Source organism: Sphingobium sp. CFD-2 (genome assembly GCF_024611135.1).
Classification (GTDB): Bacteria; Pseudomonadota; Alphaproteobacteria; order Sphingomonadales; family Sphingomonadaceae; genus Sphingobium; species Sphingobium fuliginis.
The window spans coordinates 108914-124725 of sequence record NZ_CP084406.1 but is presented as its reverse complement, the minus strand read 5'-3'; the positions used below and the strand labels follow the sequence as shown (position 1 = coordinate 124725).

Sequence of the window (15812 nt, the reverse complement as noted above, 5' to 3'; positions counted from 1 at the left end):
GGTGCGCGGAGCGCCCGGTTCCGGCAATTCCGCCTTATCGGTCGCTGATATTGGAGCCCGTCGCCTGATTATCCGCGCCCGGCGCGTTGGGCGGCACCTCGCCAGATCCGCTGGTCGGCAGCGGTCCTGCGGCGCCATTGCCCGGCGCATCGTCCGCGCGGTTGATGGCCGATCCGTTGACTGCATTCCGGTCGGACGGGGTCTCGCCCGAACAGGCCCCGGCAAGCAGGCTGCCTGCGATCAAAAGCATACGGACCATCCTTTCCTCCTCTCTTGGCATGCGCACCAGCGTCCCGCGAGCCGATCACCGACCTGCGCCTCATCAAACGCGACCGGGCGCCGGGCGATCCTGTCCCATCGATGACGCAGGTTAGGGCGCGGTCGGGTTTCGGGCCCTGCTCCAGGTCTTGGTCTTACCGCCGCCGCAATCGGACGACCGCTTCGTCCAGGGCGGACAGGAAGCGGGACCGGTCGGCCTTCGCGAACGGCGCTGGTCCGCCGACGCCGTCCGCCAGGATGCCGGCGCGCAAGTCCGCCTTGACCGCCCGTACCGCCACGGCATTGCCGATGGAGGCATGGGTGAAGGGCTTGCCCGTGGGCGCGATCACCGCACCGCATCCAGCCTTCAGGCATCGGTCGGCCAGCAGGATGTCCGCGGTGATGATGATCGAGCCGGCGTCCACATGCCCGGCGATCCAATCATCCGCCGCATCGAAGCCCTCGCCCACAACGATGCGGGAGACGAGCGGATGCGCCGGCACCCTGATGGGACTGTTGCTGACGACGATGACCGGCACGCCATGGCGCCAGGCGACCTTGTAGGTCTCCTCCTTCACCGGGCAGGCGTCGGCATCGATAAGGATGTTGGGCGTTTTGGTCTGGGACATGGCTGCCGCTCCATGCACCGCCTGATGGGCGCCGCGCAAGGCGGGATGAATGCGTGATCTAATCCGCCGGGCGCATCGGTTCGCCCTCCGGCGGCATGGCGCCCGTGGGGGGTCGCGACGCCGGATCGGGCGCGTCGATGCTTGAATGGATCATCAGGCCGACGATGACGACAATGCTCAACAGGATCGCCGTCAGCAGCAGGCCCAGGCCAAGCCTTCTGCGTCGCCCGCTCATCGCCTGTCTTTGGCGCGGGGCTCGGGCCGCGCCGGCAGCTCATCCAGCTTCGCGAGCAGGTCCTTGAAGAGGTCGTCATCCTGTATGGGAAAGTGCCGCCGGAATCCTTGACCGAGAAGCTCAAGGTCTTTCGCTGTCAGCAGGCCAATGGAAACGATCTGGTCCGGCACGGCATCCTCCTTATCGCTGGGAACTGCGGCGGAGCCTGCAAGTGCCAAGGATTCCACCTGCGACATGAAATCTCTCCCGCTCCCCCGGCAGCAAGCCGGGGGAGCGGGCCATTCCCCTTTCAGGAGATGGCCGCCATTTCCTCCTGTCCCAGCGCAGCCGACCCGCCCCGCCGGCCGAAGCGGGCATAGAGCGTCGGCAACAGGAACAGGGTCAGCAAGGTTGCGGAAACAAGGCCGCCGATGACCACGGTGGCGAGCGGCTTTTGCACCTCCGCCCCGGGGCCGGTCGCCAGCGCCATCGGCACGAAGCCGAGCGAGGCGACCAGCGCCGTCATGACCACCGGCCTCAGCCGCGCCCGGGCGCCTTCACAGGCTGCCTTGCCGCGATCCATGCCGCGCGCCATCAGGTCCTGGATCGACGTCACCATGACCAGCCCATTGAGCACGGCGATGCCGGACAGGGCGATGAAGCCCACCGCGGCCGAGATCGAGAAAGGCATGCCGCGCAGCGCCAGCGCCAGAACGCCGCCGACCAGCGCGAGAGGGATGCCGGTGAAGACGATCACGGCGTCCCGCACGCTGCCGAGCGCCCCGTAGAGCAGCAGGAGAATGAGCGCGAAGCAGGCCGGTACGACCAGCAGCAGCCGTTCCCGCGCCGATGCCAGATTTTCGAACTGGCCGCCCCATTGGAGATAGGTGCCGGCGGGCAGCCGCACGTCCCGCGCGATCCCCGCCCGCACATCCGCGACGACGCCGGACACGGCGCGCCCGCGCACATTGGCCTGCACGACGATCCGGCGCTTGCCGTTTTCGCGGCTGATCTGGTTCGGGCCGTCGACCAGCGCGATTCGGGCGACGCTTGCCAGCGGCACGAAGGCACCCGCCGGAGTGGGCACCGGCACCTGGCCCAGCGTCTCCAGATCGGTTCGCGCCTCCTCGCCCAGCCGGATCGTGACGGCAAAGCGCCTGTCGCCCTCGAAGATCATGCCCGCGTCGCGCCCGCCCACCGCGGCGGCCAATATGTCCTGCAACACCCGCGCGCTGATGCCCAGCCGCGCCATCGCATCGCGATTGGGTTGCACGTCGAGAATGGGGAGGCCTTCGGTCTGTTCCACCCGCACGTCGGTGGCGCCCGGGGTCCGCCGCAGCACGGCGGCGATGCGATCCGCCGTGCCGCTCATCTGGTCGACATCGTCACCGAAGACCTTGATGGCGATGTCGCCGCGCACCCCCGCGATCAGCTCGTTGAAGCGCATCTGGATCGGTTGGGTGATGTCATAGGCGTTGCCCGGCAGCTTCGCGAGCCGCTGCTCCAGCCGTTCGACCAGATCCGCCTTGGCGAGGCGGGGGTCGGGCCATTGCGCGCGGGGCTTCAGGATGACGAAGGTGTCGGTCGCATTGGGCGGCATGGGGTCCGAAGCAAGCTCGGCCGTGCCCGTCTTGGAAAAGACGAAGCGGACTTCGGGCTCGCCCGCGACGACGCGTTCGACCGCGAACTGCATGGCCTGGCTCTGGTCGACCGAAGTGCCCGGAACGCGGACCGCCTGGACGAGTATGTCGCCCTCGTCGAGCTGGGGCAGGAATTCCTGCCCCAGCATCGAAAAGCCGGCGATGGCCGCCAGAAATGCCGCGACCCCGATTCCGATCGTCCGGCTGGGCCGGCGCATCGCCGCTTCCAGCCCCGGCCGATAGCGTGCGTTCAGCCAGGACATGATCCGCCCCTCCTTCTCCTCGACCGGCTTCGACAGCAGCAGGGCCAACATGGCCGGAACGAAGGTCAGCGAGAGGATGAAGGCGAAGCCGAGCGCGAGGATGACCGTCATCGCCATCGGCGTGAAGGTCTTGCCCTCCACCCCGTCCAGCGTGAGGAGCGGGACATAGACGAGGATGATGATCGCCTGGCCGTAGACGGACGGGCCTATCATCTCGCGCGCGGCCAAGGCTACGGCCGACAGCCTTTCTTCAGGGTTCAGCGTCCGGCCACTGTCATGCTGGTGCTCGGCGATCCGGCGCAGGGCATTTTCCACGATGATGACGGCCCCGTCGACAATGAGCCCGAAGTCGAGCGCGCCCAGGCTCATGAGATTGGCCGAGACACCGCCGCGCAGCATGCCGAAGCTGGTGAGCAGCATGGTGATGGGGATGACCAGCGCGGCGATCAGCGCGGCTCTGAAATTGCCGAGCAGGGCGAACAGCACGACGATGACGAGCAGCGCGCCTTCGGACAGGTTCTTCGCCACCGTGCCGATCGTCGCGTTGACCAGCGCGGTGCGATCCAGCACGGGCTCTACGATGACGTCGGTTGGCAATGAGGCATTGATCTCGTCCAGTCGCCCGGCGACGGCGGAGGCAACGGCCCGGCTGTTTTCCCCGATCCGCATGACCGCGGTGCCGACGACGACCTCCCGTCCGTTCTCGGATGCGGACCCCATCCGCAGCGCCTGGCCGGTCCGCACCGTCGCGACCTGATGGAGCAGGATGGGAACGCCTTCCCGCGTCGCGATGACCGTTCGGCTGAGATCGTCGGCGTTGCGGATGCGGGCATCCGACCGCACCGTCAGCCCTTCGCCGTTGCGGTCGATGACGCCCGCGCCGACGGCGCTGTTATTCTCCTCCAATGCGGTCGCCAGATCGTTGAGGCTCAGGTTCAGCGCCGCGAGCCGCTGGACATCGGGCGCGACCTGATATTGCTTCACATGGCCGCCGATGGAATCGATGCCGGCGATGCCTGGCGTGTTCTTGAGCAGCGGGGCGACGATCCAGTCCTGCACCGTGCGCAGATAGGTCGCCTGATCGGACTGGCCGACCAGCCGCTCGCCCTCCGGCGTGATATAGCTGCCGTCGGGCTGGATGCCGGGTTCGCCGGGCGAGTGTCGATCATCCTTGCGATGGGCCAGATGGACCGTCCACATATAGACTTCGCCAAGGCCGGTGGCGATCGGGCCCATTTCAGCCGTGACGCCGTCCGGCAGGCTATCCTCCGCGCTGCGCAGCCGTTCGGCAACCTGGGCGCGGCCGAAATAGATGTCGGTGGAATCGGTGAAGACCGCCGTCACCTGGGCGAAGCCATTGCGGCTCAGCGATCTTGTATATTCCAGCCCCGGCACCCCCGCCAGCGCGGTCTCTATCGGGAAGGCGACCTGCTTTTCGACCAGTTCGGGCGACAGCGCGGGCGCGCGGATATTCACCTGCACCTGGTTGTTGGTGATGTCGGGAACCGCGTCGATGGGCAGGCGGCTGAGCGCCCAGCCGCCGATCGCGGCCGCGATGAGGGTGACGAGCAGCACGAACCAGCGCCGCTCGACCGAAAAGGTCACGATACGCCCGATCATGGTTCAATCCTCATGCGTGGCTTCGCTCTTCCCGAGCTCGGCCTTGAGAGTGAAGCTGTTGGCGACGGCGATCTGCTCGCGCCCGGTCAGGCCCGACAGGATCGTGACCGCGTCGCCGCCTGGCCGGCCTGTAGTGACCGGCACGGCCCTGAACCCCTGGGCTGTGCGGACGAAGACCGAGGGCCGCCCTTCGACCGTCTGGACCGCGCCGGACGGCACCGTCATGCCGCCCGATTCGCCCGTCACCGCGATGGCGGCGGTGACGGGTTCGCCGATACGCCACTGGCCGCCGCGATTGTCGATAATGGCCAGCACGGGGACGAGGCGCGTGCTCTCATCGAGCACCGGAGAGACGAAGCCGATGCGTGCGCTGGTCCTGCGGCCCGGCGCGGTGATGTCCACCCGCGCGCCCGGCCGGACGCGGCTCGCATCGCCAGGGGAAAGCGACAGGCGGACCGCCAGTTTAGAGAGATTGGCGACGCGATAGAGTTCGGCATCCTCGGCGACCATCTGCCCCAGCGTCACGGTGCGGGTGATGACCTGGCCACCGATCGGTGCGGCGATGCCCAGCCGGTTGAGCCCACCGCCCCCGCCCCCTGACGCCGCAATCCGCTGCCGGGCGAGGCGCAGCGCGATCCCGGCCTCCGTCGCGGCGGTGCGTGCCGCGACCAGATCCTGTTCGGGCGAAACCCGTTCGGCAAACAGGCGCTGTTCCCGCCGCAAATTGGATTGGGCGAGCGCCAGCCGCGCCTGCGCCGCTTCGGCCTCCGCCTTGAGCGAGGCGATCTCGCGGCTTTCGATCACCGCCAGCATGTCGCCCTTGCGCACCCATTCGCCCAGATTGCGGCTGAGGGCCACGATGCGCCCGCCGATCGCGGCGGAAACCACCTGCGTCCCCTGCGGATCGCCCTCTATGGTGGCGGGCAGGGTGATGGCGCCCGCCCCACCCGGGGTGGGCCGGGCGAGTTCGATGCCCGCGGCGGCGATCTGCTGCGCGGTGAGGCGGATCAGCCCTTCCCCGCCGGCATGCGCCTCCCCTTCGGCATGGCTTTCTTCGGCAGGCTGGTTTCCGCAGGCGGCGACCGTGAATGTCAGGATTGCGGCCATGACGGTCCGCTGGAGGAGGTTCATCGATCGTCTCCCTGATCCGGCGCGCGAGCGGTCAATCGCTCCAGCTGCGCTCGTGCATTGTGATAGGCGAGCAGCGCCTCTATGGCGGCTGCCTTCGTTTCGGTGAGCGTGCGTTCGGCATCGAGCAGGTCGAGCTGACTGAACTTGCCCTCGCGATAGCCGATGCGGGCGATGCGGGCGGCTTCCTCAGCGGCCGCAAGGGCGGGTCCGGTCGCCGTCTCCGCGCCGATGGCGGCGTTCGCGGCCTCGGCCTGCGCCTGGGCTATCGCCTGGGCGACCTCCTGCGCGGTGGCTCGCCGCTGGGCTTCGGCGCGACGCTGCTCCGCCAGGGCCTGCCCGACCGCCGCCTTGCCGCCGTTGAGGAAGGGGAGGGGCAGCGACAGGCTGAAAAGCGCTGCGCTGTCGTTGGTCGCTTCCAGTCGGCGGACGCCCGCGCCCACCGTCAGATCGGGAATGCGCTGGGTTCGGGCAAGCCGCACCTGCGCGCTGCTCGCCGCCAGATCGGCGTTGGCGGCGGCAAGCGCCAGCGTCTCTGTCAGCTCCAGGGGCTGCAACGGGCCGGGGGCTGTGCCGATGCGGTCGAACCAGCCTGCGTCGAGAGCGCCGGGGATCGCCTGCCCGATTCGCTGGGCCAGGATGAAGCGGGCCGTTTCCGCCGACCGTTCCATCCGCACGAGAGCGGCCTGCGCATTGATCCTGGCCAGCTCGGCGCGCTGCACCTCCATGGGCGAGGCGCGGCCGGCACGCAGGCGGACATGAGCGGCATGCAAGCCTTCCCCGGCAATCCGAAGCTGGTCGCGCGCATTCGCCAGCCGCCGCTCCGACGCCGCGGCCTCCGCATAGGCCCGCGTCACCGCGAACCGCAGGTCGACCCGCGCAACCGCCTGTTCGATCATGGCGCGATCGCGCTGGGCGGCCGCGATGGCAAGCCGGGCCGATCGCTTTCCGCCCAGTTCCAGCGGGAGGGCCAGCGAAGTCGTGGCCTCCAGGCTTTTCGTGTCCGAATAGAGGCCGGTGCCGGCCACATTCTCGGCTTCGACGGTGAGGATGGGGTTCGGCCGCAGACCGGCCGCTGCCTGCGCGGCCCTGGCTGCATCGACGCCGGCCCCGGCCGCGTCCAGCGAAGGGGCAGTGGCGCTGGCGAGATCGAGCGCCTGCTCAAGCGTCAGGCCGGGCGGTGCTTCGGCCGTCGGCGCGGACTTCGCCTGCGCGGCGGATAGGGGTGAGGTGGCGGCAAGCAACGCCGCCAGCAAACGGTTCATGTTCGGAAACTCCTGACAACGGATGACCGCCTGCGCGATGCGCAGGCCGGGCGGCAGTGGTCAGGCGATCGGCGGTCTCAACTCGCTCCGCGGAGGTGCGGCGCCATGGATGGTGGGCGTCCAACGCAGCTTCACCATCCGATGGACCGGACCGGACGTGATTTCCGACATGGCGACAGCGGCCGCGACATGATGCCCATGGCATCCCCCATGTTGGTGAGGATAGGCGCGGTCGGTATCGCCGGACGTCTGTCCCGCATCGCCGCCGTCATGCGTTTCGGCAGCCGCTGGTCCTTCTGCGTCGATGCAATCGATCGGCTCCATCGCATGCGCGACCGATGCCGTCGTAAAGGACAGCGCCAGCGCGAGACAGGCGAATAGGGCGAGCAGCCGGTTCATGCGCCTGCCTTTAACGAGCATTTTCGGGCTGGTTGCAAGGGGAGAACGCTACCCCGCAGCGCGTTTTTCGGCATGGCGATGGATATTCGAGCGACGATTCCGCCATGCGGGCGCCTCATTTCCTGGAGGAAGCGGCTATGTTTTGACGGCTACTGCCTCGTTGAAGCGGAGCGCGGGACGCGAAGCACCGTCAACCGGTGCGGGGGTGAGGCTTGTCGGCCTGAGGCTTATGATCAGGGGTCTCCGTCAGGCATGTTGTTCCTCCAGCGCACGCGTTTGCAGGCGATCTGCCGCTGGCCTGCCTATACGCCTGCTATCGTCCAGAAGGTTCGACAGGACTGACAGGGAAGGGGAGCGATGGTCCGGCTTCCGGACATGCCGGCCTGCGGTCATGGCATCCTCCTGCAGCGGGCTGAGCCGGAGCATGTCCCTGATGCGGTCCGCCAGTTGCCGGGCGCGTTGTGAGGGCTTGGAGGAAAGGGCAACCTCGTAGGAGATGGCTGGCAGGGCCGGCAGCAAGCCGGTGAAGCCGGGTGTCGAATTGTCCGCGAAGAAGCGCGAATGCGCCGTTATCTCGATGCCGCAGGCCACCGCCGCACGAAGCGAGGCAAGTTTGGAGGATTAAACGACGACTTTGAACCGTCGACCCGCCTTGTGAGCGTGGAGAAGATCTTCTCCCGATAGAGGCATGGCTCCTCCTGAACCATCCTATGTCCTCTCGCAACAGGCGCCGAACGCCAAGCTGGTCCGTTGTCCCGAGACCGGGCATGGCTTCCTGTTCCAGGAAATCGAGGACTTCGTTGCCGAAAGCGATCGCTTCCTGGCCTAGGCGGATGGAGCGGCGGCACCGGCTTCCGCCTGTGGAAGCACGACCCATGTGGCAGTCCGGGGCGGTTCGCCCCTCGGGAATCGCCTAGCCCCGCCGCCATTTGTCACGCTCGGCAAAGACGCGGGCGACTTCCTCCATATGTTCCGCGCCCCAATTGGACAGGGGCGCTAGGGCATCGGCCAGGCTGCGGCCCAGTGCGGTCAGCGAGTAATCGACCCGGGGCGGCACTTCCCTATAGTCCGTCCGGACGACGATGCCGTCGCTCTCCAGTTCCTTGAGCTGCTGGATGAGCACCTTGTCGCTCACGCCGCGCACGGCCCGCTTCAGTTCGCCATAGCGATTGGGCGCTTCCAGCAGGAAGTAGATGATCAACGGCTTCCACTTGCCGGCGATCACCTTGAGGGTGGCGTCCAGGCCGCAGGAGAAGCCCGGCATGCAGGATGGTTGCTCGGACATATTTTTGATACTTACCAAAAGGTGCATACTTGTCCATAGGAATGTGCCTCGCCAGCTACGCATCACCTGAACAAGGAGACGCGAAGATGAAGAGATTGAATGGCAAGACGGCGGTGGTGACGGGCGGCGCAAGCGGCATCGGTTTCGCCACGGCGCAGCGTTTCGTGGAGGAGGGCGCTTTCGTTTTCCTCTTCGGACGTCGGCAGGAAGCGCTTGATGCGGCCGTCGCCCGGCTTGGCGGGAACGCGGTCGCCGTGCAGGGATCGGTGACGAGCCCTGAGGATCTCGACCGGCTGTTCGCCGCGGTGGAAGCGCGCCGGGGCCAGCTCGACATCGTGGTGGCCAATGCAGGCACCGGCGAGTTGGTGCCTTTGGGCGAAATCACCCCGGAACATTATGACCGCACGTTCGACGTCAATGTGAAGGGCGCGATCTTCACGGTGCAGAAGGCCTTGCCACTGATGCGGGATGGCGGCGCGATCATATTGACCGGCTCGACCACCGGAGAAATGGGAACGCCCAGCTTCAGTGTCTACAGCGCTTCCAAGGCCGCCGTCCGCAATCTGGCAAGGAGCTGGGCGCTGGACCTCAAGGGCACCGGCATTCGCGTGAACGTGCTCTCGCCCGGGCCGACGCTCACCGATCTGGCGCTCGACGTCGTCGGCAGGGAGGCTTTCGAGGCATTGGGTGAAGCAACGCCCCTCGGGCGCCTGGGCGATCCGTCGGAGATTGCGGCGGCGGCGGCGTTCCTCGCGTCGGGAGACAGCAGCTTCATGACCGGCGGCGAGCTGTTCGTCGACGGCGGCCTGGCGCAGATATGAGCGGGCGCCGGGCGTCATCGGGGTCTTGACAGGAACAGGCGCCGACCCCCCCTCCCCCGGGGGGCCGGCGCCGTCCGGCAAGCGGGCCTTTCAGATCTGCACTTGCCCGCCGTCCAAGAAAAGTTCGATCCCGTTGATGAAGCTCGCCTCGTCGGAGGCGAGGAACAACACCGCCCTGGCGATTTCCTCCGGCTGTCCGACGCGGCCGGCCGGGATCAGTCCCGCGAGATATTCCTTGGTTCCTTCCGCCTGTTCGCCGCCGCCGAACAGTTCATTGAGGCCGGCGGTCTCGGTCACGCCGGGGCTGACCGCGTTCACGCGGATGCGGCGGTCCTTCAGGTCCAATATCCAGTTGCGGGCGAAATTGCGCACGGCTGCCTTGGTGGCTGAATAGACGCTCAGCGCCGGCGTGCCCGCCACGCTGGTGGTGGAAGCCGTCAGGACGATGGATGCGCCGTCCTTCAGCAAGGGCAAGGCCTTCTGCACGGTGAACAGCACGCCCTTCACATTGGTGTCGAAGGTCCGCTGATAATGGTCCTCGCTGATCGCGCCCAGCGGGGCGAACTCGCCGCCGCCCGCATTGGCGAAGAGGACGTCGATCTGTGCATGGTCCTGCTGGACCGCGTCGTAGAGCCGGTCGATGTCGGCCAGGTCCGCCATGTCGCCGCGAACCCCCGTCACCCTGCCGCCGATGGACCGGACCGCCGCGTCGAGCGCATCCTGACGGCGGCCGGTGATGAACACCGATGCGCCTTCCCCGGCAAAGGCCTTCGCCGTGGCCAGCCCGATGCCGCTCGTGCCGCCCGTGATCACCACCACCTTGTTGTCGAACTTGTCCGTCATCGTCTGTCTCCTTGAGCATTTCGGCAGGATCGCCTTTGCCCGATGGAGATAGATTCGGGACGATAAGGCTTGTAGTCGGCAGAAATGGCACTTAGCGTTCCTTAAGAGGAACGATGATGAAGATTGATCTCAATGACTATGCCTATTTCGCGCAGGTTGTGGCCCATGGCGGTTTCGCGGCGGCCGGCCGCGCCCTGCGCGAACCCAAGTCGAAACTGTCCCGCCGCATCGCCGGTCTGGAGGAGCGTCTGGGGCTTCGGCTGATCGAGCGGTCCAGCCGCCGCTTCCGCGTCACTGACACAGGCCAGTCCTTTTATGAGCGATGCCGCACCATCCTGGCCGAAGTGGAACAGGCCGAAGCACTGGTCATGCAGGCGCAGGCCGAACCCCATGGCCGGGTTCGCTTCAGTTGCCCTAACGGCCTCGTCGAAATCGTCTCGGACCTGGTTCCCGCTTTTCTCCGGCGCTATCCCGGGGTCCGCCTTCAAATCGTCGCGACCGACCGGGCCGTGGACCTGATCGAGGAACGCATCGACGTCGCCCTGCGGGTGCGCACGACGCTGACGGGCGATGCGGCCCTCACCATGCGTTCATTGGGGAAATCGACGCGCATTCTGGTGGGCAGCCCGCAATGGGCGAGCCGCCTTGCCGATATTGCCGGACTGGCCGATCTGCCCTGCCTGGGTACGAGCGATGCCGGCGATGAAAGCGAATGGCATCTGGAAACCGACGACGGGCGTTCGCATTCCATCCGCTTTGCGCCCCGGCTGGGTTGCGAAGACATGCTGGCGGTGCGGAAGGCCGCGGTGGAGGGCCTGGGGATCGCCCTGCTTCCCGACCATATCTGCAATGCCGCGCTGGCGGAGGGGCAGCTTGTGCATATCCTTCCCGCATGGCGCGGCGTGCAAGGGATCGTGCATCTGGTCTTCACGACCCGGCGCGGCCTGCCCCCGGCGGTCAGGGCCTGGATCGACCATCTCGCCGCCGGTTTCCCGCGGGGGATGCTGGCCGCGCAACCGTGATCGCCCTGGCGTTCCGGCTGTTTCCGCCCCGGCGATCCCGCCGCAGAAAATCCCCGCCCCGGCGAGCGGGGCGGGGACCGGTGCGACCCGATTCCTTCGTGACCGCTGGCGCACTAACTTTCCCTGCATCATGCGCAAACAACATGGATTAGGCGGTCCGGCGTCCTCGGCCCTCATGTCGGATTTTTACAATCCGAATCGGGTGGATTGCGCAAGAGCAGCCCTGCGACCCGAAGGGCTTTCATGCCTTTCTCCTTGGCTCGGCGGCTTCGGCTGCCGGGCCAGTTTTTTGGGAGTGCCGGCCCCCTGTCGGTGGTCATGGGGGCATGGGAAAGGGGCGGGCGCTTCCATGACCCATGGTGCGCGCCCGGCTTCCCTCATCGCCGTCTTTGGGTCGCCCGCTCCTTCAAAGGGCACGGTCCTGCGCTAAAGAAATCTAATAGGTCCCCCAGCATTGCTTGTGAGACTAATCTCTACCATTAAAATAGATAATGGCCATTCCATGCCGGAAGGATGAGTATGAAGCCGTTACGTGCCCTGATAGATTCCTGGCTCCGCTTGCGCGATGCCGCCCGCCGCGAATTTCTGCGTGATCCGAATGTGATCCTCTTCGAGCGCGCGCCGCAGCAGGAAAGCGCCGGTGGTCGCTGAGGGCTGGTCGCGGCGTGGTTTTCTGGCGGCGGGCGCGGCGTCCGGTCTTTTGCTGGCCGGCTGTGGCGCCGGGCGCGGCAGGCCCCGGCTGCGCGCCGCGATCGTCGGCAAGGGCGAGACCGACATGCGGTTGCTGTTCAAGGCCGCTGGCATCCCCCGGCAGGATTTCGACATCCACTATAGCGAGTTCCAGTCGGGACATCTGGTGGTGGAGGCGTTGAACGGCGGGTCGCTGGATTATGGAGGAATGAGCGAGATTCCGCCGATCTTCGCGGCCGCCTCTACGATCCAGAGCTTCCGTCAGATCGCCGTCCTTCACGGCGACGTCAATAATCAGGCGGTTCTGGTGCCCAAGGGATCAAAGGCGCGTTCCATAGCCGACCTGAGGGGCAAGCGCGTCGGTTATGTGCGGGCAACCACCTCGCAATATTTCCTGATCCGGATGCTGGAGGAAGCGGGTCTTGGCTGGGGCGACATTACGCCCGTGGCCATGGGCGTTGCCGACGGCGCGGCGGCCTTTTCCCAAGGCGCGCTGGACGCCTGGGCGATCTATGGCTTTCCGATCCAGCGGGCCATCGCGACCGAGGGTGCGCGGATATTGCGCACCGCTTACGGCATCCTGTCGGGCAACTATCTCGTATGCGCCCATGCCGATGCGCTGGCCGACGCGGAAATGTCCCAGATCATCCGCCAATATCTGGCGCTGGTGCAGCAGGCCTATGGCTGGGCCGTGGCCAATGAAGCCGAATGGGCGGGCATCGTCGCGACGGACATCGGCGTTCCGCGCGATTATGTGGTGGACCAGTTCCGCCGCAAGAGCGACAGTTACGAACTGCGCCCCGTCTCCGATGCGGCCATCGCCTCGCAGCAGCAGGTGGCGGACCTCTTCCTCGCGCAGAAGCTGCTGCCCAAGCCGGTCGATGTCCGACCGCTCTGGGACGCGCGATTCAACGATTCCATACCGAAAAGAGGCTGAAAATCATGGTCCGCCACCCACCCGTCGCCTCAGGCCGCCGGGTGGGAAAGGCCGATCGCGCTCGCTATTCCGGCAGGACGCCAGGGAAGCCGGCGGTCATGCATGAAAAGCAGCAAGGCCGCGACACGGTCGCAAGGCTTCGCGTCGGCATCTCGGCCAGTATGCTCCCGCCAAAGCCCGCCACCGCTGCTGCCGGGCACTGGAACATGCAGGCTCTCCGCCAGTTGGCTCCTTTTACGGCTGACAGGAGAGATCCATGGTTCCCCAACATATTCCCGACGGCAAGGATCAGGCTGACGGGACTGGCGCGTCCCTGGACGACCTGCCCGCAGCGGGTGGTAGAGACCCGCATGGGGCTGTCGGCAGCGGCTCACATCTCACCCCGGACCGCAAGCCTGACATCAGCACCCCACCCGCAGCGGGCACTGACAATCGGGGCAAGCGGCCGAAGGAGGGCATTGGCGAAGTCGAAGGCAGCGGTGCAGGCGCGGGCGGCGGCGGGAATCCCGAGGATTTCGACAGCGACACCGCCGGCGGCGGCGCGGCGCAGTAACGGGCCCGCCGCGCCTTGCGTCTGTGCGAAGACATGCCGGATGGCTTGGTCGCGGTCTGACGCAACATATATGTCCCGGCGATCCGACCACCGTCAAAAGGCGGTCTTCTCCTCCAGATGCTGTTCGACATCCGCGCGATCGATCCACAATGTGCGGAATTTCTTGTCGGCCAGCAGTGGGAGCTGGTCGCTGTTATGCTTGGAGCCCGGCTGGCTGGAATTGCCGTAGCTCATCAGGCCCACCGCCTTCATCGGCGTGCCGAATTCGACCATCGACACCCAGGTTTCGCCGTGGACGGGCGTGCGCTCGCCATTCTTCATCGGCCCCCAGGTGATCGTGCGAAACACGCCGGTGTTGCCGAAGCCTCCATTGGCCGGAAGGTTCACGTCGCCGATATGGAAGCGCGAGACTTCGCCATATGGGCGGTCAACCGCGCCATAGACTTCCCTGGTCTTCGCCACCGCCTGCTTCAGCATGGCGACCGCCGCCGCCGGGGCCTTCAGGCCGCGTGGCGTCTCCAGCGGATCGTCCAGCGTCCATTTGACGGCATAGTTGGATTGATCCGTGAAATTCTTCGGCGCGAAGATAGCGGCCCAGGTCTCGAACAGCAGGGCGGCACGGCTGTCGGGTTCGAAGCGACGGTCCCAACCCTTGAGCAGCGTCACGGCCGTCTGCACATCGGGATCGGCGGAGGCCGACGCGGCCGCCAGCAGATCGGGCAGCAAGCGTTCCGCCATCAGCGATGTCGTCGTCACCTTGCGCGCCACGAAATCCTCGAAGCCGATCTTGTCCGTACCGCTCATCAGCTTGACCGACATCTGCGCACGCTGGCTCATCGGTCCCACCGGCGCGACATAGGCGGGGAAATCCCTGGGATCGAGCGCACGGGGCCAGGTGGCCAGCCATGGCGGATCATTGGCGTTCTGCACGAAGCCGCTGGCGGGATCGAGCACCTTGGGCATGTCGTCATAGCTGTGGACATCCTTCCACAGCGTTGCGGAGGTGTCGCCGGGAACGGGCGCGGACCAATAGCTGAGGTCGCCGTTCGCATGTCTGGGCAACAGGCCGTTGTCGAGATAGAGGATATGGCCCGCACGGTCGGCATAGATGATGTTGAACATCACCACCTGCATCTTGCGCAGCGCCTTTTCGAAGCCGGCCCAGTTTCGCGCCTTCCCCATTTCGAGATATTGCTGGAGCACGCCGGGGCGGTCCAGCCCGGCCACCTTGAGCGCGATGGTCGTTTTGCCGTCGGGCAGGGTGAAGACCGGGCCCTGCACGGCGCTCTTCTGTTCGAAGCTGACGGTTTTCAGCGATCCGTCCGCCTGTTTCACCTTGTAGCTTTTCGTGACCGACCTGAACGGCAGGACCCTCCCGTCGAAGCGATAGCCACTGCCTTCCAGCGTCAGCCTGTAGCTGGTGAAGCCCTGCATCGTATTGACGGTGTTGGTGAAACCCAGGTCATTGTTGAAGCCGAAGCGCAGCACGGGCAGCCCCACTTGCGTGGCGCCATAGATGGCAAGGCCCGGCGCATTGATCTGCGCCTCATAATAAGTGAGCTGGCTTGGCGCCCAGGGCAGATGCGGATTGGCGAGCAGCATCGCCTTGCCGCTCGCCGAGCGGGACGGCGCAACAGCCCAGGCGTTCGATCCGCCCGCTTCGTTGATCGATGGATCGCTCAACACCTTCCGGTCGGATGCGATATAGCCGAAGTTCATCAGCCTTTGCGCATGACCGATGATGTCCACCCCGGTCAAGGGGAGCACGACCTTGACCTCCGGCGCGATCCTGTCGGGATGCGCGGCGGCATAGGCATTCACCCCGGCAGCGAAAGCGTCGAGGTTCTTCCGCATCTGCGGGGTCTGCTGCCTGAACCATGATTTCGACCGTTCGGGAACGTCGTTGGCGATCAGCCATTTATCCTGGCTCTCATATTTCGCCCCCCAATATTCCGCGGCCCGGGCGCGGCTTTCGCCATACATGCGCAGCAGCAGATTGCCGTGGCTTTGCGCCTGGGCATAGCCGAAACCGTAGAAGCCGCCTTCTTCCGTCCTGGCATAGATGTGCGGCACGCCGAAGCTGTCCCACAAAATCTCGCCCCCGCCCCATTTGGCCGAAGGGGCGGCGACGGAGGCAGTCATTGCGGAGGAAGCGGCCAGCGCCGCCAGCCAGATCGTCATGTGGCGCATCGCCATCATCTCCTGTCATCGCGGAAAATGCGCCGCCTCTGTGGGAAGGCGGCGC

At 66.3% G+C, this 15812-nt stretch carries 16 protein-coding genes; 5 read left to right on the top strand and 11 right to left on the bottom strand.

The window, feature by feature from the left end; all coding sequences use genetic code 11:
• Positions 1-34: 34 nt before the first annotated feature.
• The 8 genes from LDB29_RS20860 to LDB29_RS20825 all read right to left on the bottom strand — a co-directional run bounded on the left by LDB29_RS20860 (position 35) and on the right by LDB29_RS20825 (position 7416).
• Positions 35-250, bottom strand: a complete 216-nt coding sequence (locus LDB29_RS20860) for a hypothetical protein (RefSeq protein ID WP_257557586.1) — start codon at positions 248-250, stop codon at positions 35-37.
• A 163-nt stretch (positions 251-413) separates the two neighbouring features.
• Positions 414-887 (bottom strand): YaiI/YqxD family protein, encoded by a 474-nt coding sequence (locus LDB29_RS20855; protein WP_099187045.1) that lies wholly within the window; start codon positions 885-887, stop codon positions 414-416.
• A gap of 58 nt (positions 888-945) precedes the next feature.
• The gene (locus LDB29_RS20850; protein WP_167706776.1) at positions 946-1122 is read right to left on the bottom strand and encodes a hypothetical protein; all 177 of its coding nucleotides are present in this window, start codon (positions 1120-1122) and stop codon (positions 946-948) included.
• The gene (locus LDB29_RS20845) at positions 1119-1358 is read right to left on the bottom strand and encodes a hypothetical protein (RefSeq protein WP_025549459.1); all 240 of its coding nucleotides are present in this window, start codon (positions 1356-1358) and stop codon (positions 1119-1121) included. Before LDB29_RS20845 ends, LDB29_RS20850 begins: the two co-directional genes overlap by 4 nt.
• A gap of 53 nt (positions 1359-1411) precedes the next feature.
• Positions 1412-4624: an efflux RND transporter permease subunit gene (locus LDB29_RS20840; RefSeq protein ID WP_140043091.1), complete on the bottom strand. Its 3213-nt coding sequence runs from the start codon at positions 4622-4624 to the stop codon at positions 1412-1414.
• A gap of 3 nt (positions 4625-4627) precedes the next feature.
• Positions 4628-5755, bottom strand: coding sequence for an efflux RND transporter periplasmic adaptor subunit (locus LDB29_RS20835; protein ID WP_025549461.1), 1128 nt, complete (start codon positions 5753-5755; stop codon positions 4628-4630).
• Positions 5752-7017, bottom strand: coding sequence for a TolC family protein (locus LDB29_RS20830; RefSeq protein WP_257557582.1), 1266 nt, complete (start codon positions 7015-7017; stop codon positions 5752-5754). Before LDB29_RS20830 ends, LDB29_RS20835 begins: the two co-directional genes overlap by 4 nt.
• Positions 7018-7077: 60 nt before the next feature.
• Positions 7078-7416 carry a hypothetical protein gene (locus LDB29_RS20825; RefSeq protein ID WP_025549463.1) on the bottom strand — a complete coding sequence of 113 codons (339 nt, stop codon included), beginning with the start codon at positions 7414-7416 and terminating at the stop codon, positions 7078-7080.
• 688 nt (positions 7417-8104) lie between these two features.
• Here LDB29_RS20825 and LDB29_RS20820 point away from each other — a divergent pair.
• Entirely contained in the window at positions 8105-8245 is a 141-nt protein-coding gene (locus tag LDB29_RS20820; protein ID WP_197565247.1) for a hypothetical protein, read from the top strand.
• Between the two features lie 84 nt (positions 8246-8329).
• Here LDB29_RS20820 and LDB29_RS20815 read toward each other — a convergent pair whose 3' ends face one another.
• Positions 8330-8680: a helix-turn-helix domain-containing protein gene (locus tag LDB29_RS20815; RefSeq protein ID WP_226869602.1), complete on the bottom strand. Its 351-nt coding sequence runs from the start codon at positions 8678-8680 to the stop codon at positions 8330-8332.
• Positions 8681-8787: 107 nt separating this feature from the next.
• Between LDB29_RS20815 and LDB29_RS20810 the strand changes: the two genes are divergently transcribed.
• Complete coding sequence (locus LDB29_RS20810) at positions 8788-9522, top strand: SDR family NAD(P)-dependent oxidoreductase (protein WP_099186588.1); 735 nt, start codon at positions 8788-8790, stop codon at positions 9520-9522.
• Between the two features lie 90 nt (positions 9523-9612).
• Here LDB29_RS20810 and LDB29_RS20805 read toward each other — a convergent pair whose 3' ends face one another.
• The gene (locus LDB29_RS20805) at positions 9613-10365 is read right to left on the bottom strand and encodes an SDR family NAD(P)-dependent oxidoreductase (RefSeq protein ID WP_065846465.1); all 753 of its coding nucleotides are present in this window, start codon (positions 10363-10365) and stop codon (positions 9613-9615) included.
• A 113-nt stretch (positions 10366-10478) separates the two neighbouring features.
• On the opposite strand from LDB29_RS20805, the gene LDB29_RS20800 reads away from it, so the two are divergent.
• From LDB29_RS20800 to LDB29_RS20790, 3 genes are all read left to right on the top strand, one after another.
• Positions 10479-11387 (top strand): LysR family transcriptional regulator, encoded by a 909-nt coding sequence (locus LDB29_RS20800; RefSeq protein WP_238320153.1) that lies wholly within the window; start codon positions 10479-10481, stop codon positions 11385-11387.
• A gap of 640 nt (positions 11388-12027) precedes the next feature.
• On the top strand, positions 12028-13014 hold the full coding sequence (locus tag LDB29_RS20795) for an ABC transporter substrate-binding protein (protein WP_065846463.1): 987 nt from the start codon (positions 12028-12030) through the stop codon (positions 13012-13014).
• A 256-nt stretch (positions 13015-13270) separates the two neighbouring features.
• Positions 13271-13567, top strand: coding sequence for a hypothetical protein (locus tag LDB29_RS20790; protein ID WP_065846462.1), 297 nt, complete (start codon positions 13271-13273; stop codon positions 13565-13567).
• A 93-nt stretch (positions 13568-13660) separates the two neighbouring features.
• Here LDB29_RS20790 and LDB29_RS20785 read toward each other — a convergent pair whose 3' ends face one another.
• Entirely contained in the window at positions 13661-15748 is a 2088-nt protein-coding gene (locus LDB29_RS20785; RefSeq protein ID WP_257557581.1) for a penicillin acylase family protein, read from the bottom strand.
• Positions 15749-15812: the final 64 nt, after the last annotated feature.

What these genes read in the sequence shown, in the direction of transcription:
- LDB29_RS20855 (WP_099187045.1), bottom strand. Translation starts at nt 887, where the DNA reads ATGTCCCAGACCAAAACGCCCAACATCCTTATCGATGCCGACGCCTGC.
- LDB29_RS20800 (WP_238320153.1), top strand. Translation starts at nt 10,479, where the DNA reads ATGATGAAGATTGATCTCAATGACTATGCCTATTTCGCGCAGGTTGTG.
- LDB29_RS20845 (WP_025549459.1), bottom strand. Translation starts at nt 1,358, where the DNA reads ATGTCGCAGGTGGAATCCTTGGCACTTGCAGGCTCCGCCGCAGTTCCC.
- LDB29_RS20835 (WP_025549461.1), bottom strand. Translation starts at nt 5,755, where the DNA reads ATGAACCTCCTCCAGCGGACCGTCATGGCCGCAATCCTGACATTCACG.
- LDB29_RS20805 (WP_065846465.1), bottom strand. Translation starts at nt 10,365, where the DNA reads ATGACGGACAAGTTCGACAACAAGGTGGTGGTGATCACGGGCGGCACG.
- LDB29_RS20790 (WP_065846462.1), top strand. Translation starts at nt 13,271, where the DNA reads ATGGTTCCCCAACATATTCCCGACGGCAAGGATCAGGCTGACGGGACT.
- LDB29_RS20860 (WP_257557586.1), bottom strand. Translation starts at nt 250, where the DNA reads ATGCTTTTGATCGCAGGCAGCCTGCTTGCCGGGGCCTGTTCGGGCGAG.
- LDB29_RS20810 (WP_099186588.1), top strand. Translation starts at nt 8,788, where the DNA reads ATGAAGAGATTGAATGGCAAGACGGCGGTGGTGACGGGCGGCGCAAGC.
- LDB29_RS20815 (WP_226869602.1), bottom strand. Translation starts at nt 8,680, where the DNA reads ATGCCGGGCTTCTCCTGCGGCCTGGACGCCACCCTCAAGGTGATCGCC.
- LDB29_RS20850 (WP_167706776.1), bottom strand. Translation starts at nt 1,122, where the DNA reads ATGAGCGGGCGACGCAGAAGGCTTGGCCTGGGCCTGCTGCTGACGGCG.
- LDB29_RS20785 (WP_257557581.1), bottom strand. Translation starts at nt 15,748, where the DNA reads ATGACGATCTGGCTGGCGGCGCTGGCCGCTTCCTCCGCAATGACTGCC.
- LDB29_RS20820 (WP_197565247.1), top strand. Translation starts at nt 8,105, where the DNA reads ATGGCTCCTCCTGAACCATCCTATGTCCTCTCGCAACAGGCGCCGAAC.
- LDB29_RS20830 (WP_257557582.1), bottom strand. Translation starts at nt 7,017, where the DNA reads ATGAACCGTTTGCTGGCGGCGTTGCTTGCCGCCACCTCACCCCTATCC.
- LDB29_RS20840 (WP_140043091.1), bottom strand. Translation starts at nt 4,624, where the DNA reads ATGATCGGGCGTATCGTGACCTTTTCGGTCGAGCGGCGCTGGTTCGTG.
- LDB29_RS20825 (WP_025549463.1), bottom strand. Translation starts at nt 7,416, where the DNA reads ATGAACCGGCTGCTCGCCCTATTCGCCTGTCTCGCGCTGGCGCTGTCC.